This is a genomic window from Mesorhizobium sp. M4B.F.Ca.ET.203.01.1.1 (assembly GCF_004791025.1).
GTDB classification, from domain to species: Bacteria; Pseudomonadota; Alphaproteobacteria; order Rhizobiales; family Rhizobiaceae; genus Mesorhizobium; species Mesorhizobium abyssinicae.
Genome location: NZ_SRUO01000011.1, coordinates 38,786 through 56,703 on the forward strand (window position 1 = coordinate 38,786; position 17,918 = coordinate 56,703).

General features: G+C 66.4%; 14 protein-coding genes and 1 riboswitch. Of the genes, 10 read left to right on the forward strand and 4 right to left on the reverse strand.

The genetic code is table 11. The features are described 5' to 3' along the window. Positions 1-30 precede the first annotated feature (30 nt). From EN846_RS22130 to EN846_RS22155, 6 genes are all read left to right on the forward strand, one after another. Positions 31-882 (forward strand): outer membrane protein, encoded by an 852-nt coding sequence (locus EN846_RS22130; protein ID WP_127311747.1) that lies wholly within the window; start codon positions 31-33, stop codon positions 880-882. A gap of 205 nt (positions 883-1,087) precedes the next feature. Continuing rightward, a complete protein-coding gene (locus tag EN846_RS22135; protein ID WP_127393486.1) occupies positions 1,088-1,957 on the forward strand; it encodes an outer membrane beta-barrel protein in 870 nt (289 codons plus the stop codon). Between the two features lie 196 nt (positions 1,958-2,153). After that, the gene (locus EN846_RS22140; protein WP_135913957.1) at positions 2,154-3,329 is read left to right on the forward strand and encodes a phosphoserine transaminase; all 1,176 of its coding nucleotides are present in this window, start codon (positions 2,154-2,156) and stop codon (positions 3,327-3,329) included. Between the two features lie 69 nt (positions 3,330-3,398). Continuing rightward, positions 3,399-5,000, forward strand: a complete 1,602-nt coding sequence (gene serA / locus EN846_RS22145; RefSeq protein ID WP_135860861.1) for a phosphoglycerate dehydrogenase — start codon at positions 3,399-3,401, stop codon at positions 4,998-5,000. A gap of 265 nt (positions 5,001-5,265) precedes the next feature. Further along, complete coding sequence (locus EN846_RS22150; RefSeq protein ID WP_127285153.1) at positions 5,266-6,564, forward strand: adenylosuccinate synthase; 1,299 nt, start codon at positions 5,266-5,268, stop codon at positions 6,562-6,564. Positions 6,565-6,638: 74 nt separating this feature from the next. Next, positions 6,639-8,336, forward strand: a complete 1,698-nt coding sequence (locus tag EN846_RS22155) for a hypothetical protein (protein WP_135859421.1) — start codon at positions 6,639-6,641, stop codon at positions 8,334-8,336. A 65-nt stretch (positions 8,337-8,401) separates the two neighbouring features. Here the strand turns inward: EN846_RS22155 and EN846_RS22160 are convergent, their stop codons facing one another. The 3 genes from EN846_RS22160 to EN846_RS22170 form a co-directional block, all read right to left on the reverse strand. After that, a complete protein-coding gene (locus EN846_RS22160) occupies positions 8,402-8,644 on the reverse strand; it encodes a type II toxin-antitoxin system CcdA family antitoxin (protein WP_127286941.1) in 243 nt (80 codons plus the stop codon). Between the two features lie 68 nt (positions 8,645-8,712). Further along, positions 8,713-10,533, reverse strand: a complete 1,821-nt coding sequence (locus tag EN846_RS22165) for an ABC-F family ATP-binding cassette domain-containing protein (RefSeq protein WP_127394084.1) — start codon at positions 10,531-10,533, stop codon at positions 8,713-8,715. A gap of 1 nt (position 10,534) precedes the next feature. Continuing rightward, positions 10,535-11,179, reverse strand: coding sequence for a thiamine diphosphokinase (locus tag EN846_RS22170; RefSeq protein ID WP_135859422.1), 645 nt, complete (start codon positions 11,177-11,179; stop codon positions 10,535-10,537). A gap of 101 nt (positions 11,180-11,280) precedes the next feature. Then, positions 11,281-11,394, forward strand: a riboswitch (TPP riboswitch). A 43-nt stretch (positions 11,395-11,437) separates the two neighbouring features. Between EN846_RS22170 and thiB the strand changes: the two genes are divergently transcribed. The 4 genes from thiB to EN846_RS22190 all read left to right on the forward strand — a co-directional run bounded on the left by thiB (position 11,438) and on the right by EN846_RS22190 (position 16,965). Next, complete coding sequence (gene thiB, locus EN846_RS22175) at positions 11,438-12,442, forward strand: thiamine ABC transporter substrate binding subunit (RefSeq protein WP_127392909.1); 1,005 nt, start codon at positions 11,438-11,440, stop codon at positions 12,440-12,442. Positions 12,443-12,853: 411 nt separating this feature from the next. Beyond that, entirely contained in the window at positions 12,854-14,464 is a 1,611-nt protein-coding gene (thiP, locus tag EN846_RS22180) for a thiamine/thiamine pyrophosphate ABC transporter permease (RefSeq protein WP_127392910.1), read from the forward strand. After that, positions 14,464-15,231, forward strand: a complete 768-nt coding sequence (thiQ, locus tag EN846_RS22185) for a thiamine ABC transporter ATP-binding protein (protein WP_189523710.1) — start codon at positions 14,464-14,466, stop codon at positions 15,229-15,231. The genes thiP and thiQ overlap by 1 nt, the downstream gene beginning before the upstream one ends. 258 nt (positions 15,232-15,489) lie before the next feature. Beyond that, positions 15,490-16,965 (forward strand): M48 family metalloprotease, encoded by a 1,476-nt coding sequence (locus tag EN846_RS22190; protein WP_245493465.1) that lies wholly within the window; start codon positions 15,490-15,492, stop codon positions 16,963-16,965. 17 nt (positions 16,966-16,982) lie between these two features. Here the strand turns inward: EN846_RS22190 and EN846_RS22195 are convergent, their stop codons facing one another. Beyond that, positions 16,983-17,846: an RNA polymerase factor sigma-32 gene (locus tag EN846_RS22195; protein ID WP_127285705.1), complete on the reverse strand. Its 864-nt coding sequence runs from the start codon at positions 17,844-17,846 to the stop codon at positions 16,983-16,985. Between the last annotated feature and the right edge of the window lie 72 nt (positions 17,847-17,918).

The window sequence follows — 17,918 nt, forward strand, 5'->3', positions numbered from 1 at the left end:
TTGTTCCGAGGCTTCTTAGGGGTGACAAGCATGTTCAATACAGCAAGAATGGCACTGTTTGCCGCGCTGTTCGCGGGGGTGGCCGGACCGGCGCTTGCCGCCGATCTCGCGGAACCGCCAGTGGTCGAAGCGGCGCCGCCGCCGGTCACCTACGAGCAGCCCGTCGACGTCGGCGGCTGGTATATCCGCGGCGACATCGATTATCACTGGTCGCGTTTCGGCGGCGGCGACTATATCACCTATGGCGCGGCACCGCAGATCCCCGGCAGCTTCGACAGCGGCAAGCTGAAGGGCGCCTTCTCCGCCGGCGCCGGCGTCGGCTACCAGATCAACCAGCACTTCCGCACCGACCTGACGGGCGACTGGATGTTCGGCTCGAAGTTCCGCGGCTCGACCAGCGGCTTCTGTAACACGCCCGCTCCTGGCACGCCTTGCGTGTCGACCGACACCTCGTCCTATTCGGCGCTGCTGCTCCTGGCCAATGCCTATGTCGATATCGGCACCTGGCACGGCTTCACGCCCTATGTCGGCGCCGGTATCGGCGGTGCCTGGGTGAAGTGGGACACGCTGCACAACAGCGACGCCGACGGCGATTTCTTCCATCGCGGCGGCAAGGGCTGGCGCTTCGCCTATGCCCTTATGGCCGGCACGTCCTACTGCCTGACCGACCGCGTCAAGCTGGACGTCGGCTATCGCTACAGCCACATCAACGGCGGCAAGATGTTCGACTACGAGGCGACCAGCAACGTCGGCCCGGGCTACGACCGCGGCATCGACGTGCACGAAGTGCGCGGCGGCCTGCGCTACCAGTTCGGCAGGTCCGACTGCGCCCCGCCGCCGGAGCCTTATGTTCCGGAGCCGGAGCCGATCTACACCAAGTAAGCGCCTGAATATTCGAGAAGTTCCTCAGCCGCCCGACCTTGCCGGGCGGTTTTTCGTTTGCAAGAAAAGTCAGGTCGAAAGCTCTTCGAAATCAATTCGCTAACGCTCTGTTATCCTTAACCGGCACTTAACCACTATGGTTAACAATGCTCCTTGAAAAACGGTGCTGCGCTTGCGGCGCGCGCCAAGTTCGGGAGCCGGGGACATGGTATTCAAATCGCGTATTGCGCTGGCGCTGGCCGCCATCGTGCTGATGCCGGTGACGCAGGCGCTGCCGGCCGACTACGATCCGCCGATCTATGTCGACCAGGCGCCGGACTACGTGCCGGTCGAGGTCGGCTCGGGATGGTATCTGCGCGGCGATATCGGCTACGCGTTCAGCCATCCGTTCGAGCATCAGATCTCGGCGAGCGGAGCGACCAGCTTCACCAACGACAGCAGCCTGTTCACGGGCAGCATCGGCATGGGCTACCACCTCAATGACTTCCTCAGGGTCGAACTCAATGGCGGCATCCTGCCGACCAACAAGTTCGGCGACCACGCAGTGGTGCCGGACGGCTGCGCCGGCCACACCAATACGGTGACGATCGGGCCCGGCGGCGTCATCATCATCGGCACGGCCCCGGATACGGAAGACTGCGTGGCCACGAACCGCGCCACCAACAAGGGCTACAGCGTGATGGCCAATGGCTATGTCGACCTCGGCACCTATGTCGGCATCACGCCCTATGTCGGCGGCGGCATCGGCGTCGCCTACAACAAGTATTTCAAGACCCAGGGCGAGCGCAATTGCGTCGAGATCGCGCCGGATTCGTCGGGCGGCGGCGGCTTCACCTGCGATGATCCGGCGGGTTACCAGGGATCGGAGGATTCCGAAGCAAAATTCAACCTCGCCTATTCGATCGGCGCCGGGTTCTCCTATCAGGTGAGCAAGAACCTCTCGGTCGATCTCGGCTACGAGTACTTCTCGGTGCCGAGCGCCAAATACGTGGCCTTTGACAGCGGCGCCTTCAACATCCACAAGGGTATCGACTACCAGACGGTCAAGCTCGGGCTGCGCTACGATCTCTGGTAGGTCCGCCGGGGCAGGATTCTTGACGGCGGGTCCGTGGCCCGCCGTTTGCTTTTGCGGGCCGCTGCTTGCCGACTCAGCGCGAGTATCCCGCCAGCGACAAAAACTTTCCTCTTGACGCCGGAAGCCTGAACGCATATCGCCGTCCGTGGGCCACCCCTCCCCAACGAGGGGCCACTATCTGGAAGGATAGACCACGATGACGACGCTTACGAAGCCCGGACTCCGTCCGGCAAATCCCAATTTCTCCTCAGGTCCCTGCGCAAAACGTCCCGGCTGGTCGGTCGAGGCGCTGAAAGCTGCCACGCTCGGGCGCTCGCACCGCGCCAAGATCGGCAAGAGCAAGCTCGAACAGGCGATCGAGCTGACGCGCGACATCCTCAAGGTTCCGGCCGACTACCGCATCGGCATCGTGCCGGCGTCCGACACCGGCGCGGTCGAGATGGCGGTTTGGTCGCTGCTCGGCGAGCGCGGCGTCGACATGGTCGCCTGGGAAAGCTTCGGCTCGGGCTGGGTCACCGACGTGGTCAAGCAGCTGAAGCTCGCCGACGTGCGCAAGTTCGAGGCCGGCTATGGCGCGCTGCCGGACCTGGCCGGCATCGATTTCGACCGCGACGTGGTCTTCACCTGGAACGGCACGACGTCGGGTGTGCGGGTGCCGAACGGCGATTTCATTCCCGCCGATCGCAAGGGTCTGACCATCTGCGACGCGACCTCGGCGGCCTTCGCGCAAAGGCTCGATTTCGCCAAGCTCGACGTCGTCACCTTCTCCTGGCAGAAAGTGCTGGGCGGCGAGGGCGCGCACGGCATGCTGATCCTGTCGCCGCGCGCCGTCGAGCGGTTGGAGACCTACAAGCCTTCGTGGCCGCTGCCGAAGATCTTCCGCCTCACCTCGGGCGGCAAGCTGATCGAGGGCATCTTCAAGGGCGAGACCATCAACACGCCGTCGATGCTGTGCGTGGAAGATTATCTCGACGCGCTTCATTGGGCGAAATCAATCGGTGGCCTCGACGCCCTGGTCGCCCGCGCCGACGCCAATGCGGCGGTGCTCGACCGGTTCGTCGCCAAATCATCCTGGCTCGGCCATCTCGCCGTCGACCCGGCGACGCGCTCGAACACCTCGGCGTGTTTTTCCTTCACAGATCCAGATGTCGCGGCGCTCGACGCCGACGGGCAAGCGGCTTTCGCCAAGGGGCTGGTCTCGGCGCTCGACAAGGACGGCGTCGCCTATGACATCGGCGCCTATCGCGATGCACCGCCTGGCCTGCGCATCTGGTGCGGCGCAACCGTCGAGACCGCCGACCTCGAGGCGCTGCTGCCTTGGCTCGACTGGGCCTTTGCCGCGCAGAAGGCGTCGCTGAAGGCAGCGGCCTGAGTTTCTGGCGGGCGGCCCGCAAAGGCCGCCCATTCCCAACCGGATCAATCTCATTCGAAGGAGGCCGCTATGGCGCCCCGCGTTCTCGTCTCAGACAAGCTTTCAACCACCGCAGTGCAGATCTTCAAGGATCGCGGCATCGAGGTCGACTATCTGCCCGATCTCGGCAAGGACAAGGAAAAGCTCGCCGAAGTCATCGGCCAGTATGATGGCCTCGCCATCCGGTCGGCCACCAAGGTCACCGAAAAGCTGATCAACGCCGCGACCAATCTCAAGGTCGTCGGCCGCGCCGGCATCGGCGTCGACAATGTCGACATCCCGGCGGCCAGCCGCAAGGGCATCATCGTGATGAACACGCCCTTCGGCAATTCGATCACCACCGCCGAGCACGCGGTCGCGATGATCTTCGCGCTCGCCCGCCAGATCCCGGAGGCCAATGCCTCGACGCATGCCGGCAAGTGGGAAAAGAACCGCTTCATGGGCATCGAGATCACCAGCAAGACGCTGGGCGTGATCGGCTGCGGCAATATCGGCTCGATCGTCGCCACGCGCGGCGTCGGGCTGAAGATGCATGTCATAGCCTTCGACCCGTTCCTGTCGGACAGCCGCGCAGAGGAGCTCGGCGTTCAAAAGGTCGAGCTCGACGAGCTTTTCGCGCGCGCCGACTTCATCACCCTGCACACGCCGCTGACCGACAAGACACGCAACATCATCGACGCGGCGGCGATCGCCAAGATGAAGACCGGCGTGCGCATCATCAACTGCGCCCGCGGCGGCCTGATCGTCGAGGCCGACCTGGTTGCGGCGCTGAAGAGCGGCAAGGTGGCGGGCGCCGGCATCGACGTGTTCGAGGTCGAGCCGGCCGAGAACAACGAACTGTTCGGCATGGAGAATGTCGTGGCGACGCCGCATCTCGGCGCCTCGACCACCGAGGCGCAGGAGAACGTCGCGCTGCAGGTGGCCGAGCAGATGTCCGACTACCTGATCAAGGGCGCCGTCTCCAACGCCATCAACATGCCCTCGATCACCGCCGAGGAAGCGCCGCGGCTGAAGCCCTTCGTCAAGCTCGCCGAGGTGCTCGGCGCCTTTGTCGGCCAGGTCACCGAGGATCCGATCAAGGAGGTCGAGATCCTGTTCGACGGCTCGACCGCGACCATGAACACGCGCGCTTTGATCAGCGCGGCCCTTGCCGGCCTGATCCGGCCGCAGGTCTCCGACGTCAACATGGTGTCGGCGCCGATCATGGTGAAGGAACGCGGCATCATCGTCGCCGAGGTCAAGCGCGACAAGTCGGGCGTCTTCGACGGCTACATCAAGCTGACCGTCACCACCGAGCACAGGACCCGGTCGATCGCCGGCACCTGCTTCTCGGACGGCAAACCGCGCTTCATCCAGATCAAGGGCATCAATCTCGACGCCGAGGTCGGCCGCGACATGCTCTACACGACCAATGCCGACGCGCCCGGCATCATCGGCCTGCTCGGCACGGTCTGCGGTGAGAACGGCGTCAACATCGCCAACTTCCAGCTTGGCCGCAACCGGCCGGGTGGCGACGCCATCGCGCTGCTCTATCTCGACGCGCCGTTCCCGGAAACGGTCCTGGAGCAGGTGCGGGCGCACAAGTCGATCGACTCGGCGAAGCGCCTGCGGTTCGACGTCGGCGCCGACTGAACGAAGTCTCGCCGTTTGCATGACAGCGCCGCGCGTGCGATAGCCGCGCGGCGCTTGCATTTGTGCCGGCGTCGGCTTGGCGGGAGCGCCCGGGAGCAAAGCCGCGGCATCGCGCCCCGCTCGCCCGGGCAAATGGCGCGGCAGGCAAAATTCTTATGCCTTTGGCCGTTTTCGGCGGCAAAGAATGGTCGCGTTCGCCGGGTCTTGACGCTATAGAGGCCTGTCGTTTTCAAGCCGCAAGTCGGCATCTCAAGGGAAAAGCAACATGGCCAATGTGGTGGTCGTCGGCTCGCAGTGGGGCGACGAAGGCAAGGGCAAGATCGTCGACTGGCTGTCGGAGCGGGCCGACGTCGTCGTGCGCTTCCAGGGCGGCCACAATGCCGGCCACACGCTGGTCGTCGACGGCAAGGTCTACAAGCTGTCGCTGCTGCCCTCCGGCGTGGTGCGGCAGGGCAAGCTGTCGATCATCGGCAATGGCGTGGTCTTCGATCCGCACGCGTTCGTCGCCGAGGCGGCGAAACTGAAGGCGCAAGGCGTCGAGGTGACGCCGGACCGCCTGAAAATAGCCGAAAACACCGCGCTTATCCTGTCGCTGCACCGCGAGCTGGACGGATTCCGCGAGGACGCCGCCTCCAATTCCGGGACGAAGATTGGCACGACCCGCCGTGGCATCGGACCCGCTTACGAGGACAAGGTGGGCCGGCGCGCGGTCAGGGTGATGGATCTGGCGGATTTGGAAACGCTTCCCGTGAAGGTCGACAGGCTGCTGACGCATCACAATGCGCTGCGTCGCGGGCTCGGCCACCCGGAAGCGACGCATGAGGCGATCATGCAGGAGCTGACCTCGGTCGCCGGCGACATCCTGCCCTACATGGACCGGGTGTGGAAGGTTCTCGACGACCGTCGCCGCGCCGGCGAGCGCATCCTGTTCGAAGGCGCGCAGGGCACGCTGCTCGACATCGACCACGGCACCTATCCGTTCGTCACCTCGTCCAACACCGTCGCCGGCCAGGCGGCAGCCGGGTCGGGCGTCGGTCCGGGCGCCATCGGCTATGTGCTCGGCATCACCAAGGCCTACACGACGCGTGTCGGCGAAGGTCCGTTCCCGACCGAGCAGAAGAACGAGATCGGCGAGTTCCTCGGCACGCGCGGCCATGAATTCGGCGTCGTCACCGGCCGCAAGCGCCGCTGCGGCTGGTTCGACGCGGTGCTGGTGCGCCAGGCGGTGGCCGTCAACGGCATCAAGGGCATCGCGCTGACCAAGCTCGACGTGCTCGACGGGCTGGACGAGATCAAGGTCTGCACCGCCTACCGCCTCGATGGCGAGACGATCGACTATCTGCCGGCAAGCCAGGGCGCGCAGGCACGTGTCGAGCCGGTCTACGAGACGCTCGAAGGCTGGAAAGGCACCACCGCCGGCGCGCGCAGCTGGAACGATCTGCCGGCCCAGGCGGTCAAGTATGTCCGATACATCGAGGAGCTGATCGGCGCGCCGGTGGCGCTGCTTTCCACCAGCCCGGAGCGGGATGACACGATACTTGTGACCGATCCGTTTCAAGACTAGTTTCTCAGCCTTTCCAGGCATAGCGGCTGATTTGCGGGGGCCGGCCCGGGAACAAAATGCAGGTCCACTGAAGCATGGCAGATTTCATCACCGTTCTGAAAAAGACGATCGACAGTCTCAGCGAGAACACGCCGGAGATGCGGTCGAAGGTCTATGACAAGGCGCGGGCGACAATCGCCAAGAAGCTTGCGGACCACGTCCCGCCTTTGGCGCCGTCGGTCGCCGATCAGCAGAAGCGCACTCTCGAGGATGCCATTTCCAGCGTCGAACGGGGCTATGCCAAAAGCGCGCCGGCGGCCGATCCGCTGGCCGAGCTGGAGCACATCTTCTCCTCGATCGACCGCAACAAGAACCAGCCGAGCCATGTCCGGCAGCCTGTCGTCGCCAAACCCGAACCGGCCAGGCCGGAGCCCGCCAAGCCCGAACCGTTCCGGCCGGCGCCGCCCGTCGCCAAGACGGAGCCAGGCTGGCAGAAGGCGCCGCCAGCGCCGCCGCCATTCGAGACCGATGTCCCCCTGGCTGGCATGGACAGCTCGGTGCCGAACGACCAGGATGAGGTCTTCGACAACGACCAGGAGCCGGCGCCGGCCGAAACTTTCCAGCGGCTGCGCCCCGCCGCGCGCAAGCGCAGCTATGGCGGGCTCATCGCCGCGGCCGCCGTGCTCGTGGTGATCGGCGGCGGTGGCTACGGCATCTGGCTGAACAAGGACGCGTTCGGCTCGATGCTCGGTCTTGGCGGAGATAAGACCGTCACCACCGAGCCGCTGGTGAAGCCGGCCAAGCCTGCCGCCGACGCCGCGGCGGCGCCGCCGGCGGCGGGCGCCGGCGAACCGGCCGAGGCGACCAAGTTCACCCAGCGCCTGACGCCCGAGGGCAAGGAGACCGATCCCGGCCCGGCCGGCGGGCAAAGCGGCATTGGCGAAGGCGAATCCGTCGCTGCGCTGACGACACCGCCGTCAGCCGCTCCGCCGCCAGTCAGCCAGCCGGCAGCGGCTACCGCCGCACCCGCGGTTCCCGCGCCCGGTGCAACGCCGCCGGCCGATGCTGCCGCACCTGCCGCTCCCGCCGATGCTGCCGCACCCGCCGCGCCGGCTGATGCGGCCGCTGCGCCGCCAACACCGGCCGCCGGCGCACAGCCCGCGCCGGCAGCCGGCGCCGCACCGGCCGCTGGCGCTGCGCCAGCCGCACCGGCCGCCGCGCCGACTGAAACCGCGCTGCCGGTCGGCCAGAAGGCGATCTTCTATGAAGAGCGCACCAGCACCCAGCAGGGCTCGGCCGAGCCCGGCAACATCGTCTGGTCGCTGGTGCAGGAATCGCCTGGCGGCGACCTGCCGCCGGAACCGGCGATCCGCGCCGAAGCGACCATTCCGGGCAAGGACATCCAGCTGCGCATGACGATCAGGCGCAACACCGACCAGACGCTGCCGGCCAGCCACATCATCGAGATGATCTTCCTGACGCCGGAAGGGTTTGACGGCGGCGGCGTCGACAACATCCTGCGCATCGCCATGAAGAGCTCCGAACAGGATGCCGGCAGCCCGCTGATCGGCATCCCGGCCAAGATCGCAGACGGCTTCTTCCTTGTTGCTCTCAACGACACCAAGGCTGACGAGGACGCCAATCTGACGCTGCTCAGGGGCCAGGACTGGATCGACGTTCCGGTCGTCTACAAGACCGGACGCCGCGCCCTGCTCACCATGGAAAAGGGCATTCCCGGCGAGAAGGTGTTCGACGAGGCGCTGAAAGCCTGGCAGGCGAAAACGTCGGGATGAGGAAGGGCTGTCGTCGGCTCAGAAGCCTTGGAACAGCCTGGCGGCGAAGACGTCGTAGCGTGACATCAGAACTGCCGATGTTCTTTCAGCGGAACGCCATGCTTGTCGACATAGTCGTTCCAAGCATCCATGGTGGCGCGGTTCTCAAGCTTCCATAGTGGCGTTTTCTCGGCGGCGACCGCTTCGGCTATCCCGGCTTCGGCGGCTCGCGAGACGTTCACATTGAGCCCCTTCGCTTCCTTCATGATCTGTGAATCGATCGACAGATTTGCCGGCTGACGAACCGCGTTCGCGGCTATCTTGCGCATGATGGCCTCCGCAACATGCGTATATGCGCATTGTACGGTTACGGCAGCGAGGCGGCGTTGATTGCCGCTCACCCCTCCATCTCTTCCCGCAGCATCTCCAGCTCGAGCCACTCCTCTTCCAGCGCCGCGAGCGTTACCCGCTCCTTGTCGAGGGCGGCGATGGTCTTCTGGAACGAGGCCGGATCGCGCTCGTAGTAGGAGGGGTCGGCGATGTTGTTCTCCAGCCGGGATATCGAGGCGGTTACTGCCTCGATCTTCTTTGGCAGCGATTCCAGCGCGAATTTCTGCTTGAACGACAATTTCTTCGCCGGGCCTTTCGGCGCGGCCGTTTCAGATCTCGCTGCGGCGGGCGTTTCGCCGGCCTCCGCCCTTGGCCTTGCCTTGCGGTCTTCGAGCTTCGAGCCGCCGCGCTGCGCCAGCATGTCGGAATAGCCGCCGGCATATTCGATCCAACGGCCGCCGCCATCCGGTGCGATCACGCTGGTGACGGTGCGGTCGAGGAAATCGCGATCGTGGCTGACCAGGATGACGGTGCCGGCGAAGCCGGCCACCATTTCCTGCAGCAGCTCCAGGGTCTCCATGTCGAGGTCGTTGGTCGGTTCGTCGAGCACCAGCAGGTTGGCCGGCCTGGCCAGAACGCGGGCGAGCAGCAGGCGCGCCCGCTCGCCGCCCGAAAGCTCGCGCACCGGCGTGCGCGCCTGCTCCGGCTTGAACAGGAAGTCCTTCATGTAGGAGACGACATGGCGCTGCTCGCCATTGACGAGAAGGTTCTCGCCGCGCCCGTCGGTGAGGTAATGCGCCAGCGTCTCCTGCGGATCGACGGCCTCGCGCTTCTGGTCGAGCGTGGCGATCTCGAGATTGACGCCGAGCCGCACCGAACCGGCATCCGGCGCCAATTCGCCGGTCAGCATCTTCAAAAGCGTCGTCTTGCCGGCGCCGTTCGGCCCGACCAGGCCGACGCGGTCGCCGCGCTGGATGCGGGTGGAAAAACCCTTGACCACGGTGAGGTCGCCGAAGCTCTTTTCGATGCTCTTGGCCTCGATCACCAGCTTGCCGGACTCGGCGGCGTCGCTGGCCACCAGGGTGGCCGTGCCCTCGGCGCCGCGATGGCTGCGGAAACGCTGGCGCATGGTCTGCAACTCGCCGAGCCGTCGCATGTTGCGCTTGCGCCGTGCAGTCACGCCGTAGCGCAGCCAGTGCTCCTCGCGCACGATCTGGCGGCCGAGCTTGTGCTGCTCGCGCTCTTCCTCTTCCAGCACCTGGTCGCGCCACTCCTCGAAATGGCCAAAGCCCTTGTCCAGCCGCTTGGTCTGGCCGCGGTCGAGCCAGACGGTGGCGCGTGATACGCGCTCGAGGAAGCGGCGGTCGTGCGAGATCAGGATCACCGCCGAGGAGGTGCGGGCAAGGTCCTCCTCCAGCCATTCGATCACCGACAGATCGAGATGGTTGGTCGGCTCGTCCAGCAGCAGAATGTCGGGCTCCGGCGCCATGACGCGGGCAAGGGCGGCGCGCCGCGCCTCGCCGCCGGACAGGTCGTTCGGCCGCTCCTCGCCGGTGAGGCCGAGATGCTCCATCAGATAGGTGGCGCGGTAGGGATCGTCGGCCGGCCCGAGTCCCGCCTCGACATAGGCGCGCACATTGGCGAAGCCATCCATGTCGGGCATTTGCGGCAGGTAGCGCACCGTCGCCGAAGGCTGGCGGAACACCTCGCCGTCCTGCGGCTCGATCATGCCGGCGGCGATCTTGAGCAGCGTCGACTTGCCGGAGCCGTTGCGGCCGACCAGCGCGATCTTGTCCCCGGCGGATGCGCTGAGTGCCGCCCCGTCGAGCAGCGGCGTGCCGCCGAAGGTCAGTCTTATCCCGTCGAGATTGAGAAGAGGCGGGGCCATGTCAGCTTTCAGGAAGAGGATAGGGGTGAGCGAGCAGCAGCGCGCGGCCGTGGCCGAGAGCGACCTCAAGCCGCCCCTTGACCTCGTTGGATATAGTCAGCGACGAGCCGAACGCCACCTCGACATGGTCGAGCGGCCATTTGGCGCCGGTGACGCTGAAGCCGGAAAGATCGGAAAAGCCGAGCACTGAAACCAGCGTGCCGTCGGCATAGTCGAAGCCGGCCTTGCCCGGCAGAAGGGGGATGCCCTCCTGCGCGCCGCTGGTCAAAAGCACGCTGATGCCGGCCTCGGCCAGGCGGACGGCGAGCGCCAGATGCAGGAAGGCGTGGTCGGCACGCTTGCCGCCGAAGGCGCCGGCCAGCACCAGGCCGGTGGCGCCGCGCTCGAGGGCGGCAGCGATCGCCAGCTCGCCGTCCGTCTTGTCCTTCTCGGCCGGAAACACCTGGCGCGGCACGGCGGCCAGATCATGCGGCAAGTCCGCCGGCACGGAATCGAAATCGCCGACCCAGAGCTCGGGCGTCAGGCCCAGCATGCGGGCATGGCCGATGCCGCCGTCGGCGGCGATGACGCGCGCGCCGGCGAGCTGGCTGTCGAGCCTAGGCGTGCGGACGAGGTCGCCGCCAAGCAGGATGGTGAATGTGCCCATGGGCGTCGCCCTTATCAGCCTCGCCGGCGAAACGGAAGCGGCGCCTTGGAAACCCGGCAAACTTCCGCTTGCGCGGTGCCGTGGCCGGGCCTATGTGTCGAAACGCTCTAACGGGGTGCCGGACGCGGGTTTTCGCGGGCCGGCTGAGAGGCAATCGCCAACCCGCTGAACCTGATCCGGTTTGTACCGGCGGAGGGATTAGACGTTTCGGAACATCCGACGCCTCAATTCCTTTCAACACCAACGAAGGAGGCGCCGATGCGCACGCTCTTATCCCACCTTGTTCTGGCCACCGGCCTGGTTTCGCTTCTCGCGGGCCCTGCGGCCGCGAAGGACAAGCTCACCGTCTACACCTATGAAAGCTTCACCGCCGAGTGGGGGCCAGGCCCGGCGGTGAAGAAGGAATTCGAGGCCGAATGCGGCTGCGATCTCGAATTCGTCTCGGTCGCCGACGGCGTGGCGTTGCTCAACCGCGTCAAGCTGGAAGGCGCGGCGACCAAGGCCGACATCGTGCTCGGCCTCGACACCAACCTGACGGCGGAAGCCAAGGCGAGCGGCCTGTTCGCACCGCATGGCGGCGTGTCCGGCCTCAACGTCCCCGGCGACTGGAGCGACGACACGTTCGTGCCGTTCGACTACGGCTATTTCGCCGTCGTCTACGACACCGAAAAGCTTAAAGTCCCGCCGAAGAGCCTGAAGGAACTGGTCGAGGGCAGCGCCACCGACAAGATCGTCATCCAGGATCCGCGCACCTCGACGCCCGGCCTCGGCCTGCTGCTCTGGGTGAAGTCGGTCTATGGGGACAAGGCGCCGGAAGCCTGGGCCAAGCTCAAGCCCAAGGTGCTGACGGTGACGCCGGGCTGGAGCGAGGCCTATGGCCTGTTCACCAAGGGCGAGGCGCCGATGGTGCTGTCCTACACGACCTCGCCGGCCTATCACATGGTCGCGGAAAACACCGAGCGCTACCAGGCCGCGTCCTTCGAGGAGGGCGAATATCTGCAGATCGAGGTTGCCGGCATCACCACGACAGGGGCGAAGAACCCGCTGGCGGAAAAGTTCATCGCCTTCATGACCGGGCCGAAATTCCAGGATGTGATCCCCGAAACCAACTGGATGTTCCCGGCCGGCAAGACCGACAAGCCGCTCAATCCGGCCTTCGACAAACTGGTCAAGCCGACCAAGACCTTGCTGTTCAGCGCCGAAGAGGTCGCCGCCAACCGCAAGGCCTGGGTGGACGAATGGCTGGCGGCGATGAGCAAGTAGGTTTTTCGATGCTTGCGCCAAGCCACCCCCCGCAAGGGGGGAGAGATCACACAATCTTCGGAAGGGAGCCTTTGCCGCTGAGGACAGGCGCCGGCTCGGATGACTTGGCATCCTTCCTCTCCCCCGTCGATCGGGGGAGAGGTGGCGTGCGAAGCTCGACGGAGTGGGGGTCGACCTTGGCGCGCATCAAGACGATGCTTGCACGCGATCCTCTTTCCTGTGTCCGCTGCGGCGGTTTCCAGGTGGTTCCCCCACTCCGTCGCCGCTTCGCGGCGCCACCTCTCCCCCCTCCGGAGGGAGAGGAAAGCAGCCTCCGCGGGGGAGATGGCCGGCAGGACAGAGGGGGGCGCGAAGGAACTCGACGTTCATTGAGTTCGAGCCAACCAGCCATCCGGAGACTGGTGGTGCAGCGTGCAGCTCGCGCCTCGCTCTGACCCCCGTATCACCGCCGGCATCGCCGCGCTAGGCGCCATCACCTTGCTGATCGGCGGGGCGTTTGCCGGCCTTGTCATCGAAGGCGCGCATGATTTCTCCGGCGCCGCCTCGGCCTTCGATCCCTATCTGCTACGCGTCGTGCGCTTCACGCTGTGGCAGGCGCTGTTGTCGACGCTGCTTTCCGTCGTGCCGGCGCTGTTCGTCGCACGGGCGCTCGCCCGGCATCCGCGGTTTCCGGGCCGCGGGCTGATCCTGCAGCTCTTCGCCCTGCCGCTGGCGCTGCCGGCGATCGTTGCGGCGCTCGGGATCCTGGCGCTCTACGGCAGCGCCGGCTATTTCGCCGGCCTGCTCGGCGGTCGGGATTGGCCGGGCATCTACGGACTGTCCGGCATCCTCGTCGCCCATGTCTTCTTCAACCTGCCTTTGGCCACGCGCCTGTTCCTCGAGGCGCTGGGCACTGTGCCGGCCAATCACTGGCGGTTGGCAAGCCAGCTCGGCATGGGCGTCAGGCACGCCTTCCGGCTGATCGAGTGGCCGGCGCTGCGGGCGGCGCTGCCCGGCGTCGCCGGGCTGGTGTTCATGCTGTGCATCACCTCCTTCACCATCGTGCTGACGCTCGGCGGCGGGCCGGCCGCCACGACGCTGGAGGTCGCCATCTACCAGGCGCTGCGCTTCGATTTCGATCCGGCGCGGGCGGTGACGCTGACGCTGCTGCAGATCGCGCTGACCTTTGCCGTGGTGCTGGCGCTGACGCGGCTCGGCGCCAACACGGCCGGCGACGCCAACCTGCCGGTGGCGGCGCGTCGGTACCTTTCGGCGAGCCCCACGGAAACCTTGCTGAACGCGGCCCTGATCGTGCTCGCCCTGCTGTTCGTGGCCGGCCCGATGGCGGCGACGGTCGCGGCGGGCCTTGGCGCCGACCTTGGCCGGCTGGCCGGCGAGGGCGCGGTGCGACAGGCGACGCTGACCAGCGTGGTGCTGGCCTTCCTGTCGGCGTCGCTCGCGGTGACGATGTCGCTGGCGCTGATCGCGGCGCGCCGGGCGCTGGCCCTTAAACGCCGTGCCGGCCGCAAGACATTGCTGGAACATGCAGCGGATACCGGCGCCGGCTTCGTCCTCGTCGTGCCGCCCATCGTCGTCGGCGCCGGCTGGTTCCTGCTCTTGCGCACGGTCAGCGACGTCTTTGCCATTGCCCCGCTGATGGTCGTCACCGTCAACGCGGTGATGGCGATGCCCTTCGCCATCCGCGCGATCCGCCCCGCCTATGACGCGGCAAGCGAACGCCACGAAAGGCTCTGCCTGCTGCTCGGCATATCCGGCTGGAACCGGCTCAGCCTGATCGACTGGCCGTCGCTCAGGCGGCCGCTCGCCACCGGCTTCGCCTTCGCCATGGCGCTGTCGCTCGGCGATCTCGGCGTCATCGCGCTGTTCGGCAGCGATTCCGTGCAGACCTTGCCCTATCTTCTCTTGGCGCGCATGGGCAGCTATCGCACCGCCGACGCCGCCGGCCTGGCGCTGCTGCTCGGCCTCGTCTGCCTGGCGCTGGTGCTTGCCGCCGACCGGCTCGGGCGCGGGGAGAGATCATGATGCCGGCGAACGAAAGCAGGGCGAAAGGGGTGACGGTTCGGCTGGAGGACGTGTCATTCGACTATGGCGAAGCGCCGTTCCGTTTCGACGTCGGGTTCGCCGCCGCGAAGATCACCGCCATCATGGGGCCGAGCGGTTCGGGAAAGTCGACGCTGCTCAACCTTGTGGCCGGTTTCGAGGCGCCGCGTTCGGGGCGCGTGCTGATCGACGGCAGCGATGTCAGCGCCGCGCCGCCTTCGGCACGGCCGGTCTCGATGGTTTTCCAGGAGAACAATCTGTTCGCCCATCTTTCGGTGGAGCGCAATGTCGGGCTCGGCCGCTCGCCATCGCTCAGCCTCGGCGATGCCGACCATGCGGCGATTGCCGAGGCGCTGGCGCGTGTCGGCCTTGCCGGCAAGGAGAGGCGGCTGCCGCGCGAGCTTTCCGGCGGCGAGCGGCAGCGGGTTGCGCTGGCGCGTGTGCTGGTGCGCGACCGGCCGGTGCTCTTGCTCGACGAGCCGTTCGCCTCGCTCGGACCGGCGCTGCGCGACGACATGCTCGATCTGCTCGCCAACGTCCATACCGAACGGCAGATGACGGTGCTGTTCGTCACGCACCAGCCCGAGGATGCGCGCCGCATCGGCCAGGACATGGTGTTCCTCGACAACCACACGGTCGCCGCGACAGGGACGGCGGCCGATTTCTTCGACGGCTCTGGACCGGACGCCTTCCGGCGCTATGTCGGCATGGACGCGGCCAAAGGGTCGCGCCTCGACGACCGCGGATGAGGCGCTGGGGTTCTGTTCGATGCAGGCCGTTGCCTCAAAACCACAGTGCATTTTCGGGCGGCATGCATCGCCGCCGGATCATGGCATGTTGCCCGGAAGCGGACATAATTTACGCTCAAACCGGGTTTGGGTGATGCAGCGTTTGCTTGCCTTGACTGGAGGAGTATGGCTAGGTCCGCCCATACTGGTCCGGCACAGGCCGTGATTTGCCCGCAAAGATTTGGAAAGGAAGCCGATCTGCCGACCGGCAAGCATAGAGTGCTGACGAAACCGCTGGCGCGTCTCCTCGCGTTGGCCGGCCTTGCCGTGGCGCTGGCCAGCTGCCAGATGTTCACGCCGCCGGATGTGCAGGAATCCGGTTTCCAGCCGTCCGACAAGCCGATCACCGTCGACAATGTCGTCGCCAACTCGAAGCTTGCCGAAATGGCGAAGGCGCAGCACCCGCGCATCCTTGCCACCTATGGCGGCGAATATTCCGATCCCAAGCTCGAGCGCATGGTGGCCAAGGTCGTCGGCAGCCTGACGGTGGTGTCGGCCAATCCGACCCAGACCTATCGCATCACCATCCTCAATTCCCCCAACGTCAACGCCTTCGCGCTGCCCGGCGGCTACCTCTATGTCACCCGCGGCCTGCTGGCGCTGGCCAATGATTCGTCCGAGCTCGCCGCCGTCATCGCGCACGAGATGGGCCATGTCACCGCCAATCACGGCCTGCAGCGCCAGCAGCTCGAAGCCGAGGAAGGCTTGGCGACCAAGGTGGTGTCGGATGTGCTGGGCGACAGCCCGACCGCCAAGGCGGCGCTCATCCGCGGCAAGCTGAGGCTCGCCCAGTTCTCGCGCAACCAGGAACTGCAGGCCGACGCCATCGGCATCAAGTCGATCGGCGAGGCCGGTTATGATCCGTACGCCGCCGGCCGCTTCCTGCAGTCGATGTCGGCCTATACCGATTTCCGCTCGATCAGCGGCGCCACCGATGCCAGCCTCGACTTCCTGGCCACGCATCCAAACACGCCGCAGCGCATCGAGCTTGCCCAGCGGCTTGCCCGCAACTTCGGCCCGCCGGGCATCGGCACGCGCGACCGCGACGCCTTCCTGGCCGGCATTGACGGGCTGCTCTACGGCGACACGCCGGAAGAGGGCTATGTGCGCGGCCAGACCTTCCTGCATCCGGGCCTCGGCGTGTCGTTCACGGTGCCCGACGGCTTTGTCATCGACAATTCGGCGGCGGCGGTGACGGCGACCGGCCCTGGCGACATGGCGATCCGCTTCGATGGCGTCTCGATCGACAGGTCGCGGGCGCTGACCGACTATATCCGCAGCGGCTGGGTGGCCGGCCTCGACGATGCCAGCGTTCGCCAGGAAACCATCAATGGCAACGAGGCGGCCGTGGCGCATGCCGGCGCCGACGGCTGGCAGTTCGACATCGCTGTGATCCGCGCCGGCGGCCAGGTCTACCGGCTGCTGACGGCGGCACCTTCGGCCAGCACCGCGCTGGAGCCGGTGGCGCGCTCGGTCAGCGGCTCGTTCCGCATCCTGAGCGCTGCCGAGAAGGCGGCGCTGAAGCCGCTGCATATCCGCGTCGTCACAGTCCAGGCCGGGCAGACCATGGGCTCGCTCGCCGCGCAGATGGTCGGCGTGGACCGCAAGCTCGACCTGTTCAGGGTGCTCAACGCGCTATCGCCGGGCGCCGCCGTCTCGACCGGCGACAAGGTCAAGATCGTCACCGACAGATAGGCTGGGGCAGACAGAAGTCAGGCGGCGGTCGCCAGGAATTCAGGATTCTGCTCGACCAGCGCGACTTTCAGCTTTTCCATGGCGCGGGCCTCGATCTGACGGACGCGCTCCTTGGAGATGCCGAGCGCCTCGCCGAGCGCTTCCAGCGTCGCGCCCTCGTCGGTCAGCCGGCGCTCCTCGATGATCCTCAGCTCGCGCGCGTTGAGCGCGCCGAGCGCCGCCTTCAGCCACAGCGAGCGGCGTTCGATGTCGATCGTGTCGCCGACGACCTCGTCCGGCAGCGGATCGTCCGAAATCAGGAAATCCATGCGCTCGGCCGGACCGGAATCATCGCCAAGCGGCGCATTGAGCGAGCTGTCCGGAGCCGACAGGCGCGAATCCATCATCGCCACGTCGGCTTCCGGCACGCCGAGTGCCGCCGACACCTCGCGATAGAGCGAGGCGTTGGAAATCGGCTCGGCGCCGTTCGCCAGCCGGGCGCGCAAACGCCTGAGATTGAAGAACAGCGCCTTCTGCGCCGAGCTGGTGCCACCGCGCACGATCGACCAGTTGCGCAGGATGTAGTCCTGCATCGAGGCGCGAATCCACCAGGTGGCATAGGTCGAGAAGCGCACTTCGCGTTCCGGCTCGAAACGGGCGGCTGCTTCCAGCAGGCCGACATGACCCTCCTGAATCAGGTCGCCGAGCGGCAGGCCGTAATGGCGGAACCGCGAGGCCATGGAGATGACCAGCCGCATATGGGCGACCGTGATGCGGTGCAGCGCGTGCTGGTCGTTGTCCTCCTTCCAGCGCAACGCCAGGAGATGCTCTTCCTCGCGCTCGAGATAGGGAGCCTTCATCGCCGCGCGGACCATGGTCCGTCCTGCCGTGTCGTCGATCATGCCGCGCTCCATTTTCCGATATCGCGGACATTCCGGTGTCCGGATACCATCCCTGGCGTCAGCGGCGGTTGA

Bases quoted from the DNA above. Each gene is read 5' to 3' on its own strand.
- EN846_RS22130 (WP_127311747.1), top strand. From the start codon at position 31: ATGTTCAATACAGCAAGAATGGCACTGTTTGCCGCGCTGTTCGCGGGG.
- EN846_RS22135 (WP_127393486.1), top strand. From the start codon at position 1,088: ATGGTATTCAAATCGCGTATTGCGCTGGCGCTGGCCGCCATCGTGCTG.
- EN846_RS22140 (WP_135913957.1), top strand. From the start codon at position 2,154: ATGACGACGCTTACGAAGCCCGGACTCCGTCCGGCAAATCCCAATTTC.
- serA (WP_135860861.1), top strand. From the start codon at position 3,399: ATGGCGCCCCGCGTTCTCGTCTCAGACAAGCTTTCAACCACCGCAGTG.
- EN846_RS22150 (WP_127285153.1), top strand. From the start codon at position 5,266: ATGGCCAATGTGGTGGTCGTCGGCTCGCAGTGGGGCGACGAAGGCAAG.
- EN846_RS22155 (WP_135859421.1), top strand. From the start codon at position 6,639: ATGGCAGATTTCATCACCGTTCTGAAAAAGACGATCGACAGTCTCAGC.
- EN846_RS22160 (WP_127286941.1), bottom strand. From the start codon at position 8,644: ATGCGCAAGATAGCCGCGAACGCGGTTCGTCAGCCGGCAAATCTGTCG.
- EN846_RS22165 (WP_127394084.1), bottom strand. From the start codon at position 10,533: ATGGCCCCGCCTCTTCTCAATCTCGACGGGATAAGACTGACCTTCGGC.
- EN846_RS22170 (WP_135859422.1), bottom strand. From the start codon at position 11,179: ATGGGCACATTCACCATCCTGCTTGGCGGCGACCTCGTCCGCACGCCT.
- thiB (WP_127392909.1), top strand. From the start codon at position 11,438: ATGCGCACGCTCTTATCCCACCTTGTTCTGGCCACCGGCCTGGTTTCG.
- thiQ (WP_189523710.1), top strand. From the start codon at position 14,464: ATGCCGGCGAACGAAAGCAGGGCGAAAGGGGTGACGGTTCGGCTGGAG.
- EN846_RS22195 (WP_127285705.1), bottom strand. From the start codon at position 17,846: ATGATCGACGACACGGCAGGACGGACCATGGTCCGCGCGGCGATGAAG.